The sequence below is a fragment of the Sporosarcina luteola genome (genome assembly GCF_007991495.1).
GTDB classification, from domain to species: domain Bacteria; phylum Bacillota; class Bacilli; order Bacillales_A; family Planococcaceae; genus Sporosarcina; species Sporosarcina luteola.
Map to the genome: position 1 here is coordinate 1 of NZ_BJYL01000039.1, position 25,634 is coordinate 25,634.

The 25,634-nt window shown below is 42.0% G+C and carries 24 protein-coding genes and 1 other annotated feature; of the genes, 21 read left to right on the plus strand and 3 right to left on the minus strand.

Annotated features, from left to right (window positions below; translation table 11 throughout):
* Positions 1-576, minus strand: a complete 576-nt coding sequence (locus SLU01_RS14190) for a DUF3267 domain-containing protein (RefSeq protein ID WP_147059468.1) — start codon at positions 574-576, stop codon at positions 1-3.
* A gap of 246 nt (positions 577-822) precedes the next feature.
* Here SLU01_RS14190 and rpsF point away from each other — a divergent pair, with 246 nt between their 5' ends.
* The 19 genes from rpsF to SLU01_RS14285 all read left to right on the plus strand — a co-directional run bounded on the left by rpsF (position 823) and on the right by SLU01_RS14285 (position 20,027).
* A complete protein-coding gene (rpsF, locus tag SLU01_RS14195) occupies positions 823-1,110 on the plus strand; it encodes a 30S ribosomal protein S6 (RefSeq protein WP_147059470.1) in 288 nt (95 codons plus the stop codon).
* Between the two features lie 63 nt (positions 1,111-1,173).
* Complete coding sequence (gene ssb, locus SLU01_RS14200) at positions 1,174-1,695, plus strand: single-stranded DNA-binding protein (RefSeq protein WP_147059472.1); 522 nt, start codon at positions 1,174-1,176, stop codon at positions 1,693-1,695.
* Between the two features lie 43 nt (positions 1,696-1,738).
* A complete protein-coding gene (gene rpsR / locus SLU01_RS14205; RefSeq protein WP_147059474.1) occupies positions 1,739-1,975 on the plus strand; it encodes a 30S ribosomal protein S18 in 237 nt (78 codons plus the stop codon).
* Positions 1,976-2,174: 199 nt separating this feature from the next.
* Positions 2,175-3,116, plus strand: a complete 942-nt coding sequence (locus SLU01_RS14210) for a YybS family protein (protein WP_147059476.1) — start codon at positions 2,175-2,177, stop codon at positions 3,114-3,116.
* Positions 3,117-3,127: 11 nt separating this feature from the next.
* On the plus strand, positions 3,128-5,098 hold the full coding sequence (locus SLU01_RS14215; protein WP_147059478.1) for a DHH family phosphoesterase: 1,971 nt from the start codon (positions 3,128-3,130) through the stop codon (positions 5,096-5,098).
* A 2-nt stretch (positions 5,099-5,100) separates the two neighbouring features.
* Positions 5,101-5,547, plus strand: a complete 447-nt coding sequence (gene rplI / locus SLU01_RS14220) for a 50S ribosomal protein L9 (RefSeq protein ID WP_147059480.1) — start codon at positions 5,101-5,103, stop codon at positions 5,545-5,547.
* A 15-nt stretch (positions 5,548-5,562) separates the two neighbouring features.
* Positions 5,563-6,918: a replicative DNA helicase gene (gene dnaB, locus SLU01_RS14225; protein ID WP_373866422.1), complete on the plus strand. Its 1,356-nt coding sequence runs from the start codon at positions 5,563-5,565 to the stop codon at positions 6,916-6,918.
* Positions 6,919-7,179: 261 nt separating this feature from the next.
* Complete coding sequence (locus SLU01_RS14230; protein ID WP_147059484.1) at positions 7,180-8,643, plus strand: M23 family metallopeptidase; 1,464 nt, start codon at positions 7,180-7,182, stop codon at positions 8,641-8,643.
* 290 nt (positions 8,644-8,933) lie between these two features.
* On the plus strand, positions 8,934-9,644 hold the full coding sequence (gene yycF / locus SLU01_RS14235; protein ID WP_147059486.1) for a response regulator YycF: 711 nt from the start codon (positions 8,934-8,936) through the stop codon (positions 9,642-9,644).
* A 5-nt stretch (positions 9,645-9,649) separates the two neighbouring features.
* Positions 9,650-11,473 (plus strand): cell wall metabolism sensor histidine kinase WalK, encoded by a 1,824-nt coding sequence (gene walK / locus SLU01_RS14240; protein ID WP_147059488.1) that lies wholly within the window; start codon positions 9,650-9,652, stop codon positions 11,471-11,473.
* Positions 11,464-12,789, plus strand: a complete 1,326-nt coding sequence (locus tag SLU01_RS14245; protein ID WP_147059490.1) for a YycH family regulatory protein — start codon at positions 11,464-11,466, stop codon at positions 12,787-12,789. The genes walK and SLU01_RS14245 overlap by 10 nt, the downstream gene beginning before the upstream one ends.
* Entirely contained in the window at positions 12,776-13,609 is an 834-nt protein-coding gene (locus SLU01_RS14250) for a two-component system regulatory protein YycI (RefSeq protein WP_147059492.1), read from the plus strand. The genes SLU01_RS14245 and SLU01_RS14250 overlap by 14 nt, the downstream gene beginning before the upstream one ends.
* A gap of 12 nt (positions 13,610-13,621) precedes the next feature.
* Entirely contained in the window at positions 13,622-14,410 is a 789-nt protein-coding gene (locus SLU01_RS14255; protein WP_147059495.1) for an MBL fold metallo-hydrolase, read from the plus strand.
* A gap of 109 nt (positions 14,411-14,519) precedes the next feature.
* Positions 14,520-14,843 carry a hypothetical protein gene (locus SLU01_RS14260; RefSeq protein ID WP_147059497.1) on the plus strand — a complete coding sequence of 108 codons (324 nt, stop codon included), beginning with the start codon at positions 14,520-14,522 and terminating at the stop codon, positions 14,841-14,843.
* A gap of 64 nt (positions 14,844-14,907) precedes the next feature.
* A complete protein-coding gene (locus SLU01_RS14265) occupies positions 14,908-16,173 on the plus strand; it encodes a S1C family serine protease (RefSeq protein WP_147059498.1) in 1,266 nt (421 codons plus the stop codon).
* Between the two features lie 203 nt (positions 16,174-16,376).
* The gene (locus tag SLU01_RS14270) at positions 16,377-16,541 is read left to right on the plus strand and encodes a CxxH/CxxC protein (RefSeq protein WP_147059500.1); all 165 of its coding nucleotides are present in this window, start codon (positions 16,377-16,379) and stop codon (positions 16,539-16,541) included.
* Between the two features lie 79 nt (positions 16,542-16,620).
* A complete protein-coding gene (rlmH, locus tag SLU01_RS14275) occupies positions 16,621-17,100 on the plus strand; it encodes a 23S rRNA (pseudouridine(1915)-N(3))-methyltransferase RlmH (protein WP_147059502.1) in 480 nt (159 codons plus the stop codon).
* A 202-nt stretch (positions 17,101-17,302) separates the two neighbouring features.
* Positions 17,303-17,989, plus strand: a complete 687-nt coding sequence (locus SLU01_RS14280) for a response regulator transcription factor (RefSeq protein WP_147059562.1) — start codon at positions 17,303-17,305, stop codon at positions 17,987-17,989.
* Complete coding sequence (locus tag SLU01_RS14285) at positions 17,976-20,027, plus strand: HAMP domain-containing sensor histidine kinase (protein ID WP_218029707.1); 2,052 nt, start codon at positions 17,976-17,978, stop codon at positions 20,025-20,027. The genes SLU01_RS14280 and SLU01_RS14285 overlap by 14 nt, the downstream gene beginning before the upstream one ends.
* A 120-nt stretch (positions 20,028-20,147) precedes the next feature.
* Here SLU01_RS14285 and SLU01_RS14290 read toward each other — a convergent pair whose 3' ends face one another.
* Complete coding sequence (locus SLU01_RS14290; RefSeq protein ID WP_170232724.1) at positions 20,148-21,110, minus strand: aromatic acid exporter family protein; 963 nt, start codon at positions 21,108-21,110, stop codon at positions 20,148-20,150.
* A gap of 143 nt (positions 21,111-21,253) precedes the next feature.
* Between SLU01_RS14290 and SLU01_RS14295 the strand changes: the two genes are divergently transcribed.
* Positions 21,254-22,162, plus strand: coding sequence for a DMT family transporter (locus SLU01_RS14295; RefSeq protein ID WP_147059508.1), 909 nt, complete (start codon positions 21,254-21,256; stop codon positions 22,160-22,162).
* A 124-nt stretch (positions 22,163-22,286) separates the two neighbouring features.
* Positions 22,287-22,535, plus strand: a binding site (T-box leader).
* 75 nt (positions 22,536-22,610) lie between these two features.
* Positions 22,611-23,417 carry a YitT family protein gene (locus SLU01_RS14300; RefSeq protein WP_147059510.1) on the plus strand — a complete coding sequence of 269 codons (807 nt, stop codon included), beginning with the start codon at positions 22,611-22,613 and terminating at the stop codon, positions 23,415-23,417.
* A 63-nt stretch (positions 23,418-23,480) separates the two neighbouring features.
* Here SLU01_RS14300 and SLU01_RS14305 read toward each other — a convergent pair whose 3' ends face one another.
* The gene (locus tag SLU01_RS14305) at positions 23,481-25,487 is read right to left on the minus strand and encodes a bifunctional diguanylate cyclase/phosphodiesterase (protein WP_147059564.1); all 2,007 of its coding nucleotides are present in this window, start codon (positions 25,485-25,487) and stop codon (positions 23,481-23,483) included.
* Positions 25,488-25,634: the final 147 nt, after the last annotated feature.

Here is a 25,634-nt window from a genome sequence, read left to right on the forward strand (position 1 = left end):
TCACTCCCTCCTACTCGATTTAATTTCCCGTTCTGGTTTATATAAATAAAGCTTCGGCAACTCTGGATCATCCTTCACCAGCCATTCATCCGGCAGTTTACGTAATTCCTTATACATCGCAAAATCACCAGCTGCACCACCAATAAGAAAAGCAGCCAAGGTAAGCCAAATACCATTCCCGATCGCCAATCCAATAATTGCGGGTACAACACCCGTCGTCCAAAATGGAAGCAATAACGCCTTGCGGATAGCCTTATTCGTCATCGGTACATCAGTCGTCGCATAAGCAATCCCCAGCTTAAGATTCATCCCAACAATCATACTTCTCCAAGGCACCTTGCCAAACACTCTAAAACCAAGCAAATGAAAAAGCTCATGGAGAACAATCAATAGAACATAACCGCCCACAAAAAACAACACACTCCAAATAGTAATGGAGTAAGTGAATTCCCCTTCAATCAACACTTTCAAAATGATCAACCCAATAAGTGATAGAAAAGTAAGCCACAATCCACCCTTCGCCACCTTCGGCAAATCAATCTCAATGATCTTATCTGGTTCAGCCTCAATTCCCATCAAATCACCCCTCACAATAAGTATACACAATTTGGATATACTAAATTTACAAATTTAAAAGTAACTTGCTAAGGATTGTAGTGGAGGGCGGCGACTCCAGCGGGAAGCGGAAATCCGATTTTAATGAAATTTAATGCTTGAATATCCAAGAACACCATGCTAAAATGTATTGATGTGAGTAATAAGATTACTTACTCCTTGCCCGCCGTAACAAGTGGGCCAAAGTCCATAAGGAGGTGACTACAGATGAGAAAGTACGAAATCATGTACATCATCCGTCCAACAGTAGAAGATGAAGCTAAAAAAGCGTTGATCACTCGTTTCGATGAAATCCTTACTTCTAACGGAGCGGAAATCATCGAGTCGAAAGAGTGGGGCAAGCGTCGTCTTGCTTACGAAATCGACGACTTGCGTGAAGGCTACTACCAATTGGTAACAGCTAACGCAGGTACTGAAGCAATCGATGAATTCAATCGTCTTGCGAACATCAATGAAGATATCATTCGTCATATGGCAGTTCGTCTAGACAACTAATCCATAAAAAACGAAATGCTGTTAAAAGGTGGAACTTGAAAATGATGAGGGGGTTGTATTCTGATGATTAACCGTGTCGTTTTAGTTGGCCGATTGACAAAAGATCCTGAACTCAAGTATACACAATCCGGTGTTGCGGTCACACGCTTCACACTGGCAGTGAATCGCACATTCTCGAACCAACAGGGAGAGCGTGAAGCAGATTTCATCAACTGTGTCACTTGGAGAAAACAGGCGGAGAATACCGCAAACTTTTTGCGCAAAGGAAGTCTTGCCGGAATCGAAGGCCGTATCCAAACGAGCAGCTTTGATGGACAAGATGGCAAACGCGTCTTTATGACGGAAGTCGTAGCGGACAGCGTTCAATTCCTTGAACCGCGAAATGCGAATTCTACGAATTCTGAGAGATCTGGAGCTGCTTATAATAGTGCACCACGAAACGAACAGCCTTACTATCAGAACCAGCAGCCGAATCAAAATTATCAACAACCAGCCCAACAACAAAACTATACACGCACTGATGATGATCCATTTTCAGTAGGCAGCGGTCCGATAGAAGTATCGGATGACGATCTGCCATTCTGATAATCACTGTCATTGACGTAGTCAAGTAAGGAGGGAAAGCGATATGGCACCACGCCGTGGAGGTAAAAGACGCCGTAAAGTCTGCTATTTTACATCGAATAACATTACACATATCGATTATAAAGATACTGATCTACTTAAGAAATTCGTTTCTGAACGTGGAAAGATCTTGCCTCGCCGTGTAACTGGTACAAGCGCAAAATATCAGCGTAAATTAACGACTGCTATTAAACGTGCTCGTATTATGGCACTTCTTCCGTTCGTAGCAGAAGAAAGATAAAAAAAAATATTTTTAACCGCCTTGTGAAACCGGCACTCCCGGTCCAAAGGCGGTTTTTTGATATGAACCGGGAAGATCCATGCATGCAGTCTTTGGTTTAATGGTTCCAATCATGATACAATTGAAGGAACTCACATTCATTGAGGCAATGGACAATTACGAAGAAAGTAGTCCATTGGCTGGACGGAGGAAATGACTGATGCAAGACCAATCAAAAAAAATCACATATGGTGCGATGATGTTAGCACTATTCATCATCCTATTAGCAGGAGCATTCTTCATCCCCTTATTCGGTGTGATTATGCTGATTTTCACCCCATTGCCAATCATTCTTTATCGGTTGCGGCATGATCGGGGGTCAACGATTCTTGTTGTGGCGGTGGCAAATCTGCTGGCACTGCCGATAGGAGGCCCCGTTTTATGGTTCCTTGCTTTCTTATTTGGAGTGATGGGCATGCTCATTGCTGAGTCGATACAACTTGGAAAATCTAAACTGTATACGTTTATGGCTTCCGGGCTCTATTTAATCATCATGGGAGTTGTGTTCTATTTGGTGCTTGCTTTGTTTTTCGAGGTGAATATCATGGATACTCTCATGACATTGTTGAAGGAGTCCGAAGAACAATTCAAGGCATCGTTAAACAGCTTTGGCGCATTTCCTGAGTCCTATGAAAAAATAGTAACTGACGCATTCACGATGTACCGGACGTCCATTCCAGCTGTGTTCATTCTATCGGTATATGTATTTACATTCTTGATGGTGATCCCTAACTTCGAGGTGCTTCGACGACTAGGTCATGACGTACCGAAGTTCCCGCCATTCCGTGACATGAAATTGCCTGTTATTACTATTTTTATTTACGGGTTACTCATTTTATTGCCTTTCATAATGGAGATGTCGCCAGACTCGACGGCATATTTAATGTATGTCAATGCAACAGTCATTTTAAGGTCATTGCTGTTATTGCAAGGGCTGGCATTAGTTCATTATTTTATGCACAGAATGAAGTTGCCTGGAATCGTAACATTTTTTGCAACCATTTTTGCTTTATTACTCAGTCAAATAACCACACTTCTTGGCATACTTGATATAGGTATGAATATCCGGGCTTGGATCGGGAAAGACAACTTGAAGAAGTAAGGGGGGAGACAATGAAGTCATTTTTTAGAAGAAGAGCTATCCGATATCCATTGACTGTCATCTCTCTCCTTGGATTGATGGCAGCCGTTCTGCTGTTTCTATCGAACTTCTGGGCAGGCCTTCTATTCACGATTCCTTTCATTTTAGCAGTTGGACTTTCTTGGAAGATTGAAGATCAGACATATGTGGAAACGGAAAAACATATTGAATCTCTTTCTTATCGGATGAAAAGAGTGGGAGAAGAGGCATTGCTGGAATTGCCGATCGCCATTATTCTTTTCAATGAAAAAAATATCATTGAATGGGCGAACCCCTCTGCAGTAACAATCTTTAATAAAGAGACGTTGATCGGTGAAGAATTGTTTCATCTATCAGAAGCATTTCATTCGATACTTAAAAGTGAAGAATCAAAGACACCGCCGTTGAAGATTGGGACTTCAACCTATAAAGTCATTTACAAGGCTGAAGAGAAACTACTATATCTATTTGATATTACTGAAAAAGTGGAGATGGAATCACTATATTATAAAGATCGTACAGTTCTTGGAATCATGCTCGTCGATAATTATGATGAGCTTGCCCAGACGATGGATGATCAGATGAGGAGCCATCTTAATTCACTTGTTACGTCCCTTGTAAATAGTTGGGCAACGGAGAACGGTATTTTCGTGAAAAGGATTGCATCCGATCGTTTTCTAGCAGTTTTTAATGAAGAGATTTTATCCAAATTGGAAACCGCAAAATTTACGATCCTCGATGATATACGTGAAAAGACGGCTATACAGAATGCTGGATTGACGCTAAGCATCGGGGTTGGTACCGGCTCCGCAGCTCTTACCGAATTAGGAGAACTTGCCCAATCCAGCTTGGACCTTGTACTAGGTCGTGGCGGTGATCAAGTCGCTATTAAGCATACGGATGGGAAGCTGAAGTTTTTCGGCGGGAAAACAAACCCTGTGGAGAAACGGACCCGGGTGCGTGCCAGGGTCATTTCACATGCCTTGCGCGATTTAATCCAAGGCAGCGATAAAGTAGTGGTCATGGGCCATAAAATGCCCGATATGGATGCGATAGGGGCCTCAATCGGTGTACGTAAGATGGCGAGGATGAACAATGTTGAAGGGTATGTCGTCCTCAATTTCGACGAGCTTGACGGCAGTGTCACAAGGCTGATGGATGAAATCAACAAGGACGATAAATTATTTCAACAATTCATCGATCCTGAAACCGCCTTGTCGATGTTGACGGATAAATCTCTTCTCGTCATTGTAGACACACATAAACCAAGCATGGTCATTGATGAGAGGTTGATTGACAAAGCTGAGAAGGTTGTCGTTGTCGATCACCATAGGCGTGGGGAGGAATTCATCAATAATACGATGCTCGTCTATATGGAACCTTATGCCTCGTCAACTGCGGAGCTTGTGACGGAATTGCTTGAGTACCAACCGAAGCATGAAAAGTTAACAACACTCGAAGCGACTGCACTTCTTGCCGGTATTGTTGTAGATACGAAAAGCTTCACGTTGCGTACGGGATCCAGGACATTTGAAGCCGCGTCCTATTTACGGACGAATGGGGCAGATACCGTGCTCGTGCAACGCCTGCTGAAGGAAGATATCGAGACATATATCGAACGGTCCAAAATCATTGAAACTGTTGAGCTCATGCCCTCAGGCATTGCTATTGCAAAAGGGCAGGAAGGAGTCGCGTATGGTTCAGTGCTCATCGCACAGACCGCGGATATCCTGTTGACGATGAAAGGGGTAATCGCCTCGTTCGTCATCGCATCCCGTGCAGACGGCAAGATTGGAATCAGTGCCCGGTCACTCGGGGAACTGAATGTCCAACTAGTCATGGAAGAGCTCGGAGGCGGTGGACATTTGACGAATGCCGCCTGCCAACTGGAAGTGGAAACAATACAAGAAGCGGAAGAATTATTGAAATCCGCATTAGAAGATAAATTGGAAAGGGGAAAATGACGATGAAAGTAATTTTCTTGAAAGATGTCAAAGGCAAAGGTAAAAAAGGTGAAGTGAAAGAAGTTTCAGTAGGCTATGCACAAAACTTCCTGTTGAAAAATAAATTAGCAATTGAAGCGACACCCGCAAGTCTTAGCCAGTTGGAAGGTCAGAAGAAACGTGCGGAGAAAGACGCCGCGCAAGAATTAGCTGATGCGAAAAGGTTGAAGGAACAGATTGACGAGAAAACGGTGGAAATGAAAGCAAAATCCGGAGAGGGCGGACGGCTTTTCGGCTCCATCACAACTAAGCAAATTGCAGACGCCTTGGAAAAAACGCATAAAATTAAAGTGGATCGTCGTAAAATGGAACTGCCTGATGCAATACGGGCCCTCGGCTATACAAATGTGCCGATTAAACTGCACCCGGAAGTTACAGCTACGCTTAAAGTCCATGTAACCGAAGAATGATAGGGAGCGATAATGATGGACCAGGTATATGATCGCGTCCCTCCGCATAATAACGAAGCGGAACAATCGGTCATCGGGGCGATCTTCCTGCAACCGGAAGCGCTGATCACGGCGTCGGAGATCCTCCGTCCGGACGACTTCTATAGGACAGCTCACGAAAAAATATTCGACACGATGCTTATCCTGAGCGATAAAGGACAAGCCATTGACGTAGTGACTGTCACCGAAGAGCTTTCCGCGAAGAAGGAATTGGAAGACGTCGGAGGCATTTCTTATTTAACCGAAATTGCAAATGCTGTACCAACAGCGGCAAACATCGAATACTATGCAAAGATTGTTGAAGAGAAGTCCATTTTAAGACGTCTTATTCGTGTAGCCACCAATATCGTGGAAGAAGGTTTCACGAAAGAGGATGAAGTAGAAGCGGTTCTTTCAGAAGCCGAAAAAAGGATTATGGAAGTCTCCAACAGGAAAAATGCAGGGGACTTTAAGCATATAAAAGATGTCCTTGTCGAAACGTATGATAATATCGAGCTTCTTCATACGAGAAAAGGGGAAGTGACGGGTATTCCAACCGGTTTCCGCGACCTTGACAAGATTACTGCGGGCTTTCAACGGAATGATCTCATTATCGTAGCAGCTCGGCCTTCCGTCGGTAAGACGGCATTTGCATTGAACGTGGCGCAAAACGTGGCGACCAAGACGGATGAGAACGTCGCGATTTTCAGTTTGGAGATGGGTGCAGAACAACTGGTCATGCGTATGCTTTGTGCAGAAGGGAATATTGATGCGCAAGTGTTGCGTACGGGGAACTTGGAGGCAGAGGATTGGCGGAAATTGACGATGGCAATGGGCAGCTTGTCCAATGCGGGGATTTTCATCGATGACTCGCCAGGTATCCGTATTAACGAAATTCGTTCGAAATGCAGACGGCTTCAACAAGAGCATGGTCTTGGCATGATCATGATCGATTATTTGCAGCTCATTATGGGGAGTGGCCGTTCTGGAGAGAATCGTCAGCAGGAAGTATCTGAAATCTCTCGATCGTTAAAAGCGCTTGCGCGTGAATTGAAGATCCCGGTCATCGCACTCTCCCAGCTTTCCCGAGGCGTTGAGCAACGTCAGGACAAACGTCCGATGATGTCCGACTTGCGGGAATCAGGAAGTATTGAGCAGGATGCCGATATCGTTTCATTCCTTTACCGGGAAGATTACTATGACAAGGAAACAGAGAATCAGAATATGATTGAAATTATTATAGCGAAGCAGCGGAATGGTCCTACCGGTACCGTCACACTTGCCTTCGCGAAAGAGTATAATAAATTCTTGAACATCGATTGGAGCCAACACCAGGCACCGTCCTATCAATAAACGAAGCCTTGGTCATTCTGTAAAAACAGACGATCAAGGCTTTTTTGGTGCAGAAATCCTGGTTTTAGGAATTTGGTCTATGTACTTTTTACTAACTTATGTAAAAAAATAAGAATAATTGGTTACAATACTACAATTTCATTACAAAGTGTCGAAAACTGACAAGCCACTTAGCGGATATGGTAAATTAGAGAAGCGTGAAAATCTTTCATTAGGTTGATTGCCATATTTATAGGCATCAATCGGAAGGGGTCTCAAAAGATGTTTTTCAAAGGTAGGGAAATGAAGGAACATAAAGAGAGAAGTTTCCTATATAAGAAAATCCAAAAGGTTGGATTCATTACAATATTATTTGCTGGAATTGGCATCAGTTCAGGCTATGCATTGGAAAAAAACGACGGTTCATCTATACATACAGTCTATCATGTTTATACGGATGGTCAGTACGTTGGAATGCTTTCGGACGATAAAAAGATAGAGCTGCTCAAAGAAGAGGAATTACAGAAAGTGGCCTCCGAATTCGAAGGTATCCCATTGGAAATTGGTACAGAGCTATCTGTCGTGCCGGAAAAAGTATTTACCGTTGGAACAGATGATGAAAAGGTTCTTGGAGAACTACAAGGCTTGCTGTCCGTGGAGGCAGAAGCAGTCGGCATTCAAATTGGCGAAGACACACCAATCTATGTTAGAGATATGACTGATTATGAAGAGCTAATCAAGGCACTTGCTTTACAAACAGTTACCGAACAGGAGCTTGTTGAATTTGAAGCCCGCAAACAGTCTACTGAACCTATACCACCGCTAAAGGAAAATGAAACGCGGTTAGCAAATATTCAATTCAGTGTCGATCTACAAGCGACAGAAGGACGAGTAGCCCCTGAAAAAATAAGAAGCGTTCAGGAAGCGAAAACCATTTTGAATAAAGGAACACTAGAAGAAAAGAAATACGCTATCGAACCAGGTGATGTATTGGGGAGCATTGCAAGCGCCCATAATATGTCGACTGCAACATTAATGGAACTGAATCCAGGCATCTCTGAAGATACGGTGCTGCAAATTGATCAGCAACTGAATGTGACAGTTCTTGAACCATTGGTCGAAGTAGAAGCGCATTATGAAACAAAAGAGATTGAACCTATCCAGTTCAAGAAGTTAACTGAAAAGGATGAATCCGTGTTCAAAGGCGAGAAAAGAGTAAAGCAAGAGGGAGCAGACGGTAGAAAGTCTGTAACTCGCATCGTTCGCAAAAAGAACGGTACAGTGATCGGAAAATCCGTAGCGGAAGAGCATGTTTTGGAAGAACCTGTACATGAAGTGACAGTTGTAGGTACGAAAGTTATGCCATCACGCGGAACAGGCAACTTCATGTGGCCTGCGGATGGCGGTTATGTTTCCAGCCAAATGGGTAAAAGATGGGGACGCGTACATCAAGGCATCGATATTGCGCGACCATCATCCCGTTCCATATTTGTAGCTGACAACGGAGTCGTGACAGATGTTGGCTGGCATAGCACATACGGCAATCGGATCGTTGTTACACATAACAACGGCTATGAAACTTTATACGCCCATCTTTCATCAATAAACGTCAAAGTTGGACAAACAGTGCCACAAGGAACAAAAATAGGTGTTATGGGCTCAACAGGACGCTCCACAGGCATGCATCTTCACTTCGAAGTGTTTAAGAACGGATCCAATATTAATCCTTTAAATGTGTTAAGATAAAGAATACGGATGGAGACGCCACAGTAATCTGTTGCCGTCTCTTTTTCTATTATAAAGCGGAAAGCGGCGTTTAGCATCGAAGTGACCTGAGAGGCTGCCGCCTGGAGCTGGATTGAATTCCCCGGGAAATATCGATGGAAGTCCGGGAAATACCAAGAAGGTATATAAAGACTTGCATAGAATATAAATAGAGAGATTAAATTGCTCAGTGCCTATGCTTGTGTGAATTACATTGATAAGAGTTAAGAGATAATAAGAAGGCGCCAGCTTGGCGGGAAAGGGAATGAATTATGCAAAATAAAACGATTCTTGTCGTAGATGATGAAAAACCGATTGCAGATATATTAGAGTTTAATTTAAAGAAGGAAGGTTTCAATGTCCATTGCGCGTATGACGGCGAAGAAGCGCTTGCGAAAGTCGAGGAAGTGCAGCCGGACATCATGCTGCTAGACATTATGCTGCCGAAACGGGATGGCATGGAAGTATGCAGAGAGGTCCGGAAAAAGTATGATTTCCCAATCATCATGCTGACAGCGAAGGACTCAGAAATTGATAAAGTGCTTGGATTGGAATTAGGAGCGGATGATTACGTAACGAAGCCATTCGGGACACGTGAATTGATTGCCAGAGTGAAGGCGAACTTGCGCAGGCATTCAAAGACATTATCTGAAGAGCAGGATGAAGCATCTAATGAAATTACAGTCGGAAGCCTTGTTATTCAGCCTGATGCCTATTTGGTGCAAAAGCGGGGAGATTCCATTGAACTGACACATCGTGAATTCGAATTGTTGCACTACTTAGCTAAACATATTGGACAAGTGATGACGAGAGAACATCTTCTGCAAACAGTATGGGGTTACGATTACTTCGGGGATGTACGGACGGTGGATGTAACAATACGCCGTTTGCGTGAAAAGATTGAGGATACTCCAAGTCATCCGACTTGGATTGTGACGAGACGTGGTGTTGGCTACTATTTGCGTGATCCGGAACAGGAGTAAAAGAAGTGCAGAAAGTCAGATTCTTTCAATCCATCCACGTAAAATTTATTCTCATCTACATTTTGCTTATCATTGTAGCGATGCAGATCATCGGGCTATATTTTGCAAAGGAACTTGATCAGACGTTAAAAACAAACTTCACGACATCGGTTGTCGACAGAATGAATCTTGTGGAATTCAGCGTACGTGAAGAAATGATAAAAGACCGTTCTCCGGATGATCCTTCAATCGAACAGAGCTTAAGGACCGTCCTTTCTGGCTTTAATTCGGAGGATATTAACGAAATCCGTGTCATTGATGCGAAATACCGTATTCGTGCAACTTCGGTTTTGGACAATCAATCACTCGTCGGACAACGATCAATGGAGGACAGCGTCAGAAGATCTGTCTCCTCCGAACAACCATACGAGATGATCAATTTCGATCAAGCATCGGGTAAACGTGTTATGGTGCGGGTTACGCCGATCATGAACAATAAGGAAGTAGTTGGAACACTCTACGTTACAGCAAATATCGAAAAGGTGTTCAAACAGATTGACGAAATCAACCAAATCCTTGCAGGAGGGGTGGCTGTTTCCTTATCAATCACAATCGTCATTGGTATTTTCATTGCCCAGACATTCACAAGGCCTATTTCTGACATGAGACGGCAAGCACAAGCGATGGCGCAAGGAAATTTCTCAAGGAAGGTCCATGTCTACGGGAATGATGAGATGGGGCAGTTGGCAATTGCCTTCAACCATCTAACCAATCAGTTGCAGGAATCACAATCGACGACGGAAGGTGAGCAAAGGAAGCTTGCCTCAGTTCTTGAAAATATGACGGATGGCGTCATTTCGACGGACCGGAAAGGACGGGTCAGTCTTATTAACGACTCAGCGTTAATGATGCTGCGAATGACACGCGATCTTGTGGTGAACCGTCCCATTTCAAGCATTTTAGGTTTAGAACAAGAGTACACATTTGAAGACCTTATTCAAATGAAGGATTCAATCGCGCTCGACTTCAGTACGAGTGAAAAGCCTTATATTTTGCGCGCGACATTTTCCGTTACCCAACGTGAAACTGGATTCGTAAATGGCCTCATTGTCGTCCTTCATGATAATACGGAACAAGAAAAAATTGATATGGAAAGAAGAGAGTTCGTATCGAATGTTTCCCATGAGCTTCGCACCCCTTTGACAACGATGCGTAGCTATTTGGATGCGTTGGCAGAAGGCGCCTGGAAAAACGAAGAGATTGCACCATCCTTCCTTCGGGTGACACAGACGGAGACAGAGCGGATGATCCGACTTGTCAATGATTTGCTGAAGCTTTCAAGAATGGATAGTAAGGAATATGAGCTGAATACCGAGTGGGTGGAATTCAATCACTTTTTCAATTCGATCATTGAACGATTCGAGTTTTCGAAATCGCAGAAAGTACGATTCAAACGGTTGTTGCCTCCTACAGATCTATTCGTAGAGATCGACACCGATAAAATGACACAAGTGATTGACAATATCATCTCAAACGCACTCAAATATTCTCCCGATGGCGGCGATGTCCGTTTTGGAGTGACGATGTCAGGTACATTTATTAAAGTGATGATTTCTGATGACGGAATGGGAATTCCCCAATCAAACGTCAACCGTATATTTGATCGTTTTTATCGTGCAGACCGTGCTAGATCCCGTGCCATGGGCGGAACAGGATTAGGTCTGGCCATTGCTAAGGAAATGATTGTCGCACATGGAGGAGATATATGGGCGGAAAGTGAAGAAGGCAAAGGGACGACAATATTCTTTACTCTGCCTTATGAACAACAAGAGGATGGTGAATGGGATTGAAGTATATTGAAACGATCAAATCGATCATTTTACTTTTGCTCGTCCTATTGAGCATAACCTTCACCCTTTCCATTTGGACGTACGCCCCTACGTTAGACCCGATAGAACAATCGCCGACAGTGGATATTTCAATTGGAGAGCGAGAACAATTACAGGATGTCATCAAACCATACAAGCTACTCATCAAATACGATGGGGATCTAAAGGGGACGACAGAGCAGGAAGACATCGATAAGGTATTGAGTGAAATGAGCAAGTGGAAAATATCCCAATTGGTACGCGACCCGAAAGAAATGAATAAAGCACAAATGAAAGAATTTTTTCAGCAACCAAACCAATATACAATGTACTTCCACGCTGCAGTTCCATTGCTTGTCTATGATGAAATCTTACCAATTGAAGATATGAAAATGCCTGATGAATTCAGTTTTGACCGCATTGTTGTCAGATGGAACCCGAATGAAATTGCATTCGAAGTACATTTCATCAACCGCGCAACGGGTGTACATTATTACGGGAAAGCAACCATTCAAGAAACGATGACAGCGTTCCGAAATATTGTCCTCGAGGGTGAAAACTTCAATGCCTATACAGAGGTGGATGCACAGGGATCTATATATATTGCAGTGCCTGTTGAACCCGTTCAAATGGTCCGCAGCACGTATTATCAAGAAGAAATCAGCCCGACACGTTTTCGGGATGCGCTATTCAATGACCCGAACGCAGTAAGGCGAAGTCAAGTGGATGCCGATCATGAAGAATTCGGAGACGACCATGCTTTATTGATTGTCAATACGGAGTCAAAAATGCTGAACTTTGTACATCCCGCAGCAGAGAGTCGTGAACCAATCACTCCTTCAGATCTTTTACTAGACGTGATAGATTCCATTAATGAGCATGGCGGTTGGACGAATTCTTTCAGATATTCATATATAAATACTTATTCCAGATACGTTGAATTTCAGCTATTCATCCATGGCTATCCGGTCTACAGCGATAATAAAGGCACGACGGAGATTGCTCAATATTACGGGGAGAATCGGGTTTTCCGTTATATCCGTCCATATTATTATCTAGACTTTCCATTGGATGAAAATATGATTCTTCCTCCAGGAGTAGATATTGCCGAGTCATTAATGGAGTCCGGAAAAATCGATTTTGGAATGGTTGAGGACATTACTGTCGGCTATATGATGAGGCATGATTTGCAACAACAGATATTCGTAATGGAGCCTGCATGGTTTTATTTAATGAAAGGAAATTGGGAACAGTATTCACCTGAACAGGGCGGGGGTGAACAGATTGGATTGGAGTAAAACAAAAACGATCTTCATAGTCGTCTTTTCGATATTGAATGTCTTCCTCTATTCCTTATATGTGAATCAGCGTACTGAGGCCCAAAACGTGCAAGTGATCGGGAAGACATCGATTGAGGATTTGATGAAACAAGAAAATATAACGTATAACCTTCCACAAGTAACCAAGAGTGATTTCTCGAATGTCTCGGCGAATATTAAAATGTTTACGAAGGAAGAGCTTGAGACATTGAAAAGCCAATCCATTGTTATTTCGGACAATACACAAATCGTCTCCCATATGAGTACAGCGGTGTCGATACAGAATGCGAAAGGGGATTTCAATTTTACCGATTTCCTTACGAAATACGTCTGGAACGGAGCGGAGTATAAAGAATGGGAAATAGACGAAGAAAACCAAAAAGCGATCTTCTTTCAAACAGTAAAAGGAGAACCGATTTTCTATAGTCAGAATGCCATGCTGACCATCTATTGGGATGAGGATTATGAAGTGACCCATTATGAGCAGCGAATGCTTGAAAAGTTTAGCAACTATAATCGCAAAAAGGCATTGCTGACACAGGATGAAGCAGTCGGTTCACTTGCAACAAGAGGCTATTTGAAACAAGACTCCACAGTTCTCGGTGTAACGGCCGGATACTCGACGCTCGTTCAATTAACGACGGAAACCCAAGTATTTGCCCCAACATGGAACATTCGTGTAAAATTAAAGGATGGTACGATTGAGGATCATTTTCTCAATGCGATTGAAGGTAAAGTTATAGAATTTCAGTTGGAAAAGATAGAGGAAGAAGACAATGAAGAAGTTGAAGAAGAATAAGGAGTTTTTAACATGCGTTTTAGTGTGCTCGCAAGTGGCAGTACGGGCAATTCGATATATATAGAAACCGAAAATCATGCTTTTCTAGTTGATGCCGGGCTCAGTGCAAAAAGAATGGAGCAACAGCTGGAAAGCATCGGCCGCTCGATGAAAAACGTAGATGGCATCCTTGTAACCCATGAGCATAGCGACCATATTAAAGGGATTGGTGTTTTAGCACGCAGGCATAAGGTGCCTATCTATGCGAATGAAAAGACATGGTCTGCGATGAATGGCCTTGTCGGCGATATTCCGACGGAGCAACGATTTCATTTCAATATGGAAACGTCAATGACGTTCGGGTCGCTTGATATTCAGTCTTTCGCCGTTTCACATGATTCGGTGGATCCGATGTTTTATGTGTTCCACGAGAACGACCGAAAACTGGCGATTATAACGGATACAGGCTATGTAAGCGATCGGATGAAAGGCTATATAGCAGCTTCAGATGCATATGTGTTCGAAAGTAATCATGACGTCAGCATGCTGCAAATGGGACGCTATCCTTGGTCTATTAAACGACGCATTTTGAGTGATGTCGGGCATGTGTCCAATGAGGATGCGGCCATTGCAATGAGTGAAGTAGTAGCTGAAAAAGAAACGCACATCTACTTGTCGCATCTGAGCAAGGATAACAATATGAAAGACCTCGCAAGGATGAGTGTGTCGCAGACCTTGGAAGCATGCGGAATCCGCACGGGCGAGTTTGTGCATTTATATGATACCGATGCGGAAAAACCGACAGAGCTTGTCACTGTGTAAATGAAACCTTGCCTTCGGGTGAGGTTTTTTATTATGAATAGAGAGAGGTCGATCCGCGCTCAAGGAAGAGGTTCTGGCGCTCAAGGAAGAGAGTTCCGCGCTCAAGAAAGTGAGTTCCGCGCTCAAGGAAGAGAGTCCCGCGCTCAAGGAAGAGAGTATCGCGCTCAAGGAAGAGGTTCCCGCGCTCAAGGAAGAGAGTTCCGCGCTCAAGGAAGAGGTTCCCGCGCTCAAGGAAATGAGTCCCGCGCTCAAGGAAGAGGTTCTGGCGCTCAAGGAAGAGAATTCCGCGCTCAAGGAAGAGAGTATCGCGCTCAAGGAAGAGGTTCTCGCGCTCAAGGAGGAGAGTTCGGCGCCCAAGGAAGAGGTTTCCGCGCTCAAGGAAGAGAGTTCCGCGTCCAAAGAGCCCGCTTATTCAATTAAAGTTCATTATTGATTTGATTCTAAATAAGGATAATGGGGTAGAGTGAGTGTAACTGTGTATAGAAAGGGAGAGGAGAATGGACGAATTCAATCAAGGTCCTCGCAATGAGGAGGAAAAGCCGATTATAGAGGAACCTGAAAGGCTGGAGGAACCGCCTCGTTATACGGGACGCCCGACTAAACCGAAACGCCGCGGTGGATTTCTACCCGCCCTTTTCGGTGCCGTTATTGGAGGACTGATCGTCTGGTTCCTCATGAGTTCCATAGCTGGGAAGGATAATGGTACGCCTTTAGTCGAACGGGAGCAATCCGGCGTAAACAATCTAACGAGTGAACGGGTATCGGTCGATATTAACACTGATGTCACAGACATTGTTACCGAAGTTGCTGATACAGTCGTCGGTATAACGAACTTGCAAACAGTCCGGGATTTCTGGTCTTCTGCCGAAACAACGAGGGAGACAGGCAGCGGATCAGGAGTTATCTATAAGAAAGAAGGCGGCAAAGCATACATCGTTACAAATCACCACGTCGTCGAAAATGCGCAAGGACTTGAAATTACGTTTGATGATGGAACGAAAGTAGACGGCAAACTGATCGGAAGCGACATGTGGACAGATTTGGCGGTTGTAGAAATTGATGCTGAACATGTGAAAACGGTCATTGGATTCGGCGATTCGGATGCATTGAAACGCGGTGAGACTGTCATCGCCATCGGCAACCCGCTCGGCCTCGGTTTTGCCGGATCTGTTACGATGGGCATCGTATCCGGGAAAGACCGATCGATTCCAATTGATTTTGATAAAAACGGCACGGTCGACTGGCAAGCGGATGTCCTGCAAACCGATGCCGCCATCAATCCCGGAAACTCGGGTGGGGCGCTTATCAATTTGGCAGGCCAGCTCATCGGCATCAACTCGATGAAGATTACTCAAGAGACCGTTGAAGGAATCGGTCTAGCGATTCCAATCAACATCGCTGTCCCAATCATTAAAGACCTTGAGAAGACAGGAACCGTCAACCGGCCTACAATGGGTGTCAGCCTTATGAACTTACGAGATATCCCTTCTTCACAGCAACAAGAAGTCCTGAAATTGCCGAAGGAAGTAACTGATGGCGTTATCATCACACAAGTATTAAGCAATACACCAGCTGAAACTGCAGGCGTTCAACAATATGACGTAATCGTCGAAATGGACGGGAAGAAAATCGAGGACATGGTCGGTTTGAGGAAGCATCTATATAATGATAAAGAAGTCGGCGATACAATGAAGATGAAAGTATACCGTGAAGGCAAACTGATAGAGATCGAAATGGAATTAAGAGACGGCAATACATTCTAAGAAAATCCAAAAAAGCAGGCAGAAAGCTGAATAGAATGTTACACTTTTTACAGTGGTGTAATAAATGTTTATCCACAACAGGCAGCATAGCAGAACAACGGCTATTCTGCCTGTTTTTCTGTACATCTTATGAACATGTGGATAAAAAATCAAAATTGTGCATAACCTTGTGTGTAAAATAAATGAAGAAAGTAGTGTGAACGTTGAAATTAAAGAGCTGTGAAACCCATATAAATCATGCACTTGACGTGTTTGTAGCAGAAGAAGAGACCTTCCCGATTTTAGAAAAAATTGAGAATGACAAAAAGATATCCACAAAATGTGATTACTGTGACACACCCGCATCTTATATTGTGGCGAACGAATAGTCGGACACAAGATATAGAAATTCCTGTGGATATGTGCATAAGTTCTGTGCATAACAATTTAGAGAAGGTGGACAACCCTGTGAATATTACAATTGTGTCAGTTGGCAAACTAAAAGAAAAATATTTGAAAATGGGCATCGATGAGTACGCAAAAAGGCTCGGCGCCTATGCCAAAATCGATCTTGTAGAAGTGGCAGATGAAAAAGCACCTGAGTCATTGAGCGATGCAGATATGGAAATCGTAAAGAAGAAAGAAGCGGACCGGATTTTAGCAAAAATCAGTTCAGACGCATATGTAATTGCGCTGGCGATTGAAGGAAAAATGAAAACTAGCGAGGAATTGGCAGCAGGGATGGAATCATTGATGACATATGGCCGCAGCAAAGTCGTATTTGTGATTGGTGGCTCGTTAGGCTTACATGAAGACGTGTTGAAACGGGCAGATGAGTTGTTGTCCTTTTCGAAGATGACATTTCCACACCAGTTGATGAAGTTGGTGTTGTTGGAACAGGTTTATCGAGGGTTTCGGATTATGCGGGGGGAACCGTACCACAAATAAGTGGTATTTTAGCGTTAAATTAGGCGTGAATACAATACAAAAGCCGATTTTCTGAGCAAACAGAAAATCGGCTTTTGTCTACTTACTAAGAAACAATTAAGAATTGATGTGTGTGTTTGTTAAGATTTTATTAGTATCATACTCTTATACGAAATTTATAGGGGTGATCACATGTGCATAAGGGAGGGAGGGGCGATTGTCGTTGAACATTTTGATTTGTGATGATGATAAAGAAATTGTAAGGGCGATTAGTATTTATTTGGAAAACGAGGGCTATCAAGTATACAAAGCTTACGATGGGATAGAGGCAATCGATCTTATTCGAGATCATTCTATTCACTTAATTATTATGGATGTTATGATGCCAAAAATGGATGGGATTACAGCGACGATGAAGATTCGGCAAGATAATATGATTCCGTTAATTATGCTTTCTGCCAAGTCGGAGGACTATGACAAAATACTTGGATTGAATATAGGAGCGGATGATTATATGGCCAAACCGTTTAATCCGTTAGAGCTGATGGCCAGAGTGAAATCGCAGCTGCGAAGGTATACGACATTTGGCAGTCTTGAGATGAGTAGTCATGTATTTCAATCGGGCGGGCTTATGATTGATGATGAGCGGAAAGTCGTTACAGTTGATAAAGAAGAGGTTCATTTGACACCCGTGCAGTATAAAATTGTAAAGCTTCTCACAGCAAATGCCGGGAGAGTATTCACAATTGAAGAGATTTACGAAAAGGTATGGAATGAAAGAGCCGTCAATCCAGAAAACACAGTTTCGGTTCATATTCGAAAGATTCGAGAGAAAATTGAAATTAACCCGAAAGAACCGAGGTATTTAAAAGTTGTATGGGGAGTTGGATATAAAGTTGAAAAATATTAGTCATTCACGCATTACGAAAGTGGTTGTGTTTCTTGTGGCAATCGTTTGCTTAACAGGTACAGCGAAGGCACTGATTGACTTGGAATACAATAGAGTCCAACTAAGTGATGTAAATACGGATAGTTATTTTGAAAGTCAATCGTTTGCCGAGGAAAATTACGGCTTGTTTCACACCTTGACAGAATTAATCGGAGCCTATAAAAGTGAAGAATATATTTTAAGTGGTAAGTCACTGACGAAAGAGGATAACCGAGTCATTGAAGACGAGTTATACGATGAATATTATTTTTCAAATGAATATGATTACGACTTGAAAGAGGCGGATAATAAACGCATTTTCAAAGAAGAATATGCGGATCAGATCAAGCGGAAAAAAGAAGAACGTATGCGGATGCAAGTAAAAGAGTTTTATCAGTTAGTCGATACATTGAAAAATTATAAAGGCATCGTCTATTATGCGAGTGATGGTGAGCATGTATTTTCCAATAGTGATTTGAATAAGAAAGAGCAATTTGAATCCTATGATGCCTATATGGTGTATGGGGATTATCAACAAAAAATTTACCCGAATAAAGTGCAGGAAGGTCACTACTATAATTATTTAATGCATAAAGCTGACAAGTTGAATCCACAAACAGACGTCATGTATATAGCGTTTACAGACTCGTTTTTACAACAAAAAACAGAGGTATGGGAAAAAGATAAAGCAGAAGCCAAAAGATTTCTGAATGAATCCATAGCCTTTTTAATAGGATTTATTGTATCTTTTATTTATTTAATAATTGTAATTGGTAGAACGTCGTTTAAAGATAAAAACTTGTATATGCATGCTATGGATAAACTTTATAATGACCTTAATGTGGCAATCGTTGGTTGTTTACTGTCGATGTGGTTCGTCATGATTGTTGAAGTGTTCCGCGACATCTACCTGCTTCTCACGGTACCTATTTTTATAATTGTCTTACTGCTGGTTCTATCGCTTGTTAAGCATATTAAAAATAAAACAATCCTTTCGCATACACTCATCTATCAAATTCTTAAAAAAGTATTTTTCGCGATAAAACATGTATTTGACAGCGGTAGCTTAGCTGTGAAAACTGTGCTACTTGTCATTGGTTATCCAATAATAGTTGTGGCAACATTTTTTATGTTTCCGATTACGATTGGTCTGGTTGCCTGGCTTGCGCTAAAAAAGGTGAAGTCGTTCAACCGCATTAAAGAAGGCGTAGAGCACATTAAAAATGGTGATCTCCAGCATCGAATTGAAATAGACGGAAAAGGGGAGTTTAGCCAACTCGCGAAGAACATTAATCGTATTACCGAGGGGTTAAATAAATCAGTAGATAGTGAAATTAAGAGCGAGCGTTTAAAAACAGAGCTCATTACAAATGTTTCGCATGATATCAGAACGCCTTTAACGTCAATCATTACGTATGTCGATTTATTAAAAATAGAAAATGACCCTGAAAAAATTGCTGAGTATATAGAGGTATTAGATCAAAAATCGAAGAGACTCAAGCATTTAACGGATGATTTATTTGAAGCGGCTAAAGCGTCAAGTGGAAGTATGCCAGTTCAGTTAGAGCGGATTGACATCGTATCATTACTAACGCAAGGAATCGGAGAAATGGATGAAAAAATTGAAGCGTCGGCATTAGATGTTAAGTTAGCCCATCCAACAGAAAAGGTGTATGTAAAGGCTGATGGTAAATTGTTATGGCGCTCCATCGAAAACTTATTTTCGAATATTTTCAAATACGCACTGCCTGCATCAAGGGTATATATTGATGTTGAGGATTTAGGAACTGAAATACTTGTGACGTTTAAAAACATTTCAGCCTATGAATTAAATATTTCAGTAGATGAGCTAATGGAACGTTTTAAACGAGGGGATGATTCTAGATCAAGTCAAGGCAGCGGATTAGGATTGTCGATTGCTGAAAGCCTTATTCATATCCAGCATGGAAGATTTTTAGTTCAAGTAGATGGAGATTTATTTAAGGCGATGATTTATTTACCGAAACTTCTAAATGAATAATGTAGCAGGGGAATAGGATATGTGAGTGTCCTATTCTTTTTCTATGTATAGCTGTAGCTACGGAGACGGTTTCTTTAGCCGAGTTAACCGTCCCCGTGGCTTTTTAAGAGTTCCTGAATCCTAAAATTTACTTCTTTCAAAAATATTTTTCTTGATAATTAAGTAGTTCTTAATCTCGAAGTTTAAATAAAACAGATTTGCTCTGATTTCAAATTCTTCTCTTGTCTTCGGTAATTCGGTTTCACGTATGGACTCTTCGTATTCTTCTAATTGTTTTAATGCGATGGTTGTATCTCCTGAATCTACATGTTGACTGATATTGAGAAAGATATTGGCAAGCATTCCTCTTTGTTTGACATCTAAATCTGATGAAGAAACAATGCTCAGGATGGCTACCATTTGCTTTAGGATTTCCAGTTGGTCCTCTCTCATTTCAAAATAATAATAATCCTCATCTTCTTTTCGTAACAGATGATTTTCTACATCTTGGATGGCTGTATTTTTAGCTTGATTGAGGATGTTTTCGACTTCGTCTACTTCTTTTCCGTCCCAGTTCCGCTCACTGTTCTTTAAAAGCGCTGAGAATTCGTAAAGGATGATGCTGAATTTATTCTCAATTTCCGTTTTATGTTTTTCAATTTCTTTCTTAAAGCTTGGCATAATGCTGTTTACGAGCAAGGCAATTCCTATGCCGATGAAAATAATATAGAGTTCATTCAATAAGTTTTCCAGGTTGGCTTCCTTCACTGTGTAAATATGCAAAACCACAACTATGCCTGTAACAAAACCTTCCTGGATACGGCCCTTTATCAGGAGTGGAACAAACAATAAGATAAATAGTGTTAACACAATAGGATGATACCCTAATAGTTCAAAACATATGGAACCAAGAATTAAAGATAAAAGAGACGCAAAGAACTTTTTCTGAATGGAATGCAATGTCCTTTTCTTTGTCTTTTCGATACACATAACGACGATTATGGCTGCAAAGGATGCAAACTCCAAGTCGAATAAACCCGCAATCCAAATTGCTAATCCTGCGCCTATTGCAGTTTTAATTGTCCGATATCCCATTCCAACCATAAGCATCACCTTGTTGTTTTCTATACTTTTATTATACCCCAAGTTCTTACAACAAGTCGTGGGAACGTGAAAGACAATAGAAGATTCTTCGTTTGCATGTAGATGGTATAATTGATGGAAACGAACAACGGTGGTAATGACGAATGAATCGACTTAAAGGTATTTCTATGATAATAATAGGCGCGATGATGTGGGGGGCAACGGGTCCGATGATGGAGTGGCTCCTTGCGACGAGCGATATGTCCATCTCCTTCATGCTGACAGTCCGCTTGCTGATAGCAGGTTTTTTTATTTTGCTGTTTTTGAAATTGAAAGGCAAGGATATTTATAGGCCGTTGCGGCATAAGGTCTGGCTACGGCAAATGGTCATTTTCGGATTGTTTGGCATGCTTGGCGTCCAATTTACGTTCGTCGGGGCCATTGATGCAAGCAATGCAGTAATTGCGACACTGTTTCAATTTCTTGCACCTATTTATATTATTTTATTTGTTTCCGTTCGGCAACGTGTGCTGCCACCCGCTACGCAAGTGATAGGAATGATTGTGACGATGGTTGGTCTCTATTTTCTTTTGACGAATGGCACGCTGTCCGGGTTTGCACTCAGTGCCGGAGCGATTGCCTGGGGGCTTGCTGTTGGCTTTACGTTTACGTTTTACACGCTTTACCCTGCACGGCTTATGAATGAATGGGGAGTCCTCTTATCTGTCGGGTGGGGCATGCTCATAGGAGGCGGCGTATTATTTTTCGCAAGTATGACAAAACTTCAGGCTGGCATTGCTACACTTGGTGATTGGCGTATTGTTTTGGTGCTTTCACTTGCCATTCTGATCGGCACGGTTGCTTTTCTTTTATTCCTCGGCAGCATGAAATACATATCCCCGGTTGAAACGAGCCTTCTTTCAAGCTTCGAGCCTCTCACCGCGATGATCATCTCGGTCATCTGGTTCGGCAGTGTTCTCGGCAAGTGGCAAGTAGTCGGTGCGATTATTATGCTCATTGGGGTTACAGGCCTTTCGGTGGCAGGCGGCAAGGTGAAGAAAGAACAAGAGTAGTTCATATGAGCAAGGCTTTTCTGTAAGAATTAAGGTAACCAAACAGTGGAAATATTAGTAATAATGATATATTAGCAAAGCATATTGACACCCTATTTTCCTTCTGGTAGATTACTTCTAATAATGAAAGTCAATGACGAGAAAGAGTAAGATAAAAAAACCTGTTCCCCAGAGAGTCGACGATTGGTGAAAGTCGATGAATAGAATTTATCTGAAAATCATCTCCGAGATGCAAAGCTGACTCAAGTAAGCTTTGACGGATGTCCGCCGTTACATGGAACACGTATGGTTGTACGTGACTGAGAGCCGATTTGTTTCATTTGCGAAACGAGCGGAATATGGGTGGTATCGCGAGCACAAACTCGTCCCTAATGAGGGGCGGGTTTTTTTATTCGAAAAAACAAGAAGGTTCATCAGTTGTCATTTATGAAATGGGGGTCTACAAGGAATGAAAAATTTGGTTGTCGTGCTTGGTTCGCTAATTGTTGCATTTGGTTTTAACTTTTTTCTGGTGCCATATGGTATTTTAAGCAGTGGCATAAGCGGAATCGCCATTTTGATTGGCCTCGTCACTCCATTTGATATTGGGTTGATGAATCTATTGCTCAATTTGCCATTACTGATTTTAGGATACTTTAAGCTTGGAAGGGTGATAACACTTAATACGCTCGTTTGTGTTGCTTCACTTTCAGCTTTTTTATATCTTTTGCCGGTCGTTCCTGTTACAGACAATATCTTGCTGTCCGCTATTTTTGGCGGCATTATAGGTGGTGTTGGGGTTGGGATAATCCTGAAATTCTCCGGTACTTCAGGCGGCTTGGATATCATTGCCATCATCCTTTCACGGACGAGCAATGTGAGCATCGGTCTGCTCCTTACGGCTATGAATGGGATCATCGTTCTTGTTTCAGGTGCCTTTTTCGATTGGAATATTGCATTATACACTTTGCTGTCAATCTATTTAACAGGCAAAATGATCGATACCCTCCATACGAATCACATTAAACTAACGATGCAGATTGTAACGACAAAAGGAGAGTCCATCCGAAAAGAACTTCTCGGCTCAATCTATCGGGGCATTACGATTACAGAAGGATATGGCGGTTACACACAGGAGACAAAGCATATTTTAATGATGGTCGTGACACGTTATGAAACAATGCAAGTGAAAAAGATTGTTCGTAGCCATGATGACAAAGCCTTTATTAATATATTTGAAACGGTTGAAGTTGATGGTGAATTTGCTAGGAATTGAAAAAAGCTGGGCAAGAATTTCTAATAGAATAGAAATCTTGTCCAGCTTTTTGTTCTTAACAAGCTATACAGTTCTTAACTGCTTATCATTCAGGTTGAAAAAAAGCTTGTTAATTTCTCCAACTTTCATCGGTTTTCCGTAAAAGTAACCTTGTACTAAGTAACAGCCGAGCTGAGTCAAGGATTCGATATGTTCTTCATTTTCGACTCCTTCAGCAATCAGATCCAATTGCAGATCATCCGCCATGACTATAATTGCGTTCATTATGGCTCGTTTACGTGGAGTATCCAAATCATTTGTAAATAATCGATCCAGCTTCAGTGTATCTATGGGCATTCGATCAAGTAATCCAATTGACGAATAGCCTGTTCCGAAGTCATCCATAGAAATTCGCACTCCTAAAGCACGGATACTATCCAGCTGTAAAATGATATCTTCTACATCGTAAAAGACCATGGACTCTGTAATTTCCAGTTCAAGCAAATGAGGTTTCAAGTTTGCCTTCTCGAGTGCATTCTGTACCATATCCTTTAAACGTCCTGACTGGAAAAGCCGGTTGGAAAGATTCACTGACACGGGTTGAAGCTCGCCTTGCGTCTGCCAAGTTATACATTGGTGGCACACTTTCTCTAAGATCCATTTTGTTATCGGAACGATAAGTCCCGTCTCTTCTGTAATTGGAATAAATTCAGCCGGCGAAATTACGCCTAACCGGGGATGCTCCCACCGAAGCAAAGCTTCAAAACCATATAAACGATTTGTTTTCACATTCCATTTTGGTTGGTAAACGATATAGAATTGATTATTTTCCAAAGCGGATTGTAAGTCTTTCTCTAACTCCATCTTCCGTACTTCTTCCAACCCAAGTGCATCATTATATAGACAGTAACGGTTTTTACCCGACTTTTTTGCCCTATACATTGCCATGTCCGCTGCTTTAAGCAACGTAAAACGGTTAGAGCTAGTAATGGTGCCGATGCTAATTCCGATACTTGCCGTTATATATAATTCATTTCCTTCAATACGATAGACATCCTTAATGCTCAGCAAAATCTCTTTTGCCAATTGCTCTGCCCATTTTTCATCACAATGTTTCACGACGAGTAAAAACTCATCGCCTCCAATTCGGAACACTCGCTGGTCCTTGCGAATAAATTGCTGCAGGCGAGCACCCACCTCCGAAATGAGAAGATCTCCCATATCATGACCGATCGTATCGTTGATGACTTTAAACTTATCCAAGTCTATGAACAGAACACCAATCGTTTCATTGCCAATAAAGGTATCAAAAAACTTATTCATTTCATTTCGATTCGGTAAACCGGTGATGGCATCTTGATATGCCATCTTCTCCAATACATTCCGATCAAAAAACATGGCTCCCCATGAGATGAATAAAATGAACAGTGTCGTAATTAAAACGCTATACAGTAAAAATAAATCAATACCTTGCGTGTTCTCCGTCAAATGGGAATGGCTATGAAATCTTGCTGCCTTTAAACCTGTATAATGCATGCCACAGATGGCCGTCCCCATGATGATGGCAGACAACCATTTCAACCAACTGGCTGTCCGTTGATTTTTAAAGCGAAGAAACAAAAATAATGCTGCGTAAGAAGCTATGAACGCAATAACGACAGACAATAGTAACAGACCTTTGTCATAGGATAATTCCATTGGCATAATCATAGCTTCCATACCGATGTAATGCATTGCAACAATGCCACTTCCCATCGTGAAGCCACCTAATATCAGTCTCTTCATATCAACAATCTGCGGCATCGTAATATAGAAAGCGATGAATGACGAGAGTACACTAGCTATCATCGATAGAAGAGTGAGCGATGCATCGTAGTCCATATTTGCATGTATTTCAAATGCGAGCATTCCTATGAAATGCATGGACCAAACGCCGCTGCCCATTACAAATGAGCCTGAAAAAAGCCAAAAGTATTTCATCTTACCATTTGCATTAGAGATCTTTGCTGCAATATTAAGGGCCGAATAAGAAGCCAATACGGCTATTATCACTGACAGAGCGACGATATAAATATTATAAGTACCTTCAATGTACAACTACATTTCACTCCTGATTGCTACTATAAGATTAGAACGAATTACAGATAGTCGATATATAAGTATGTTATCAAACTTTTATCCTGTCAATAAAAATATACTATACCCATAGTTTTAACTTTTGGTTCTTAAGACCTCATT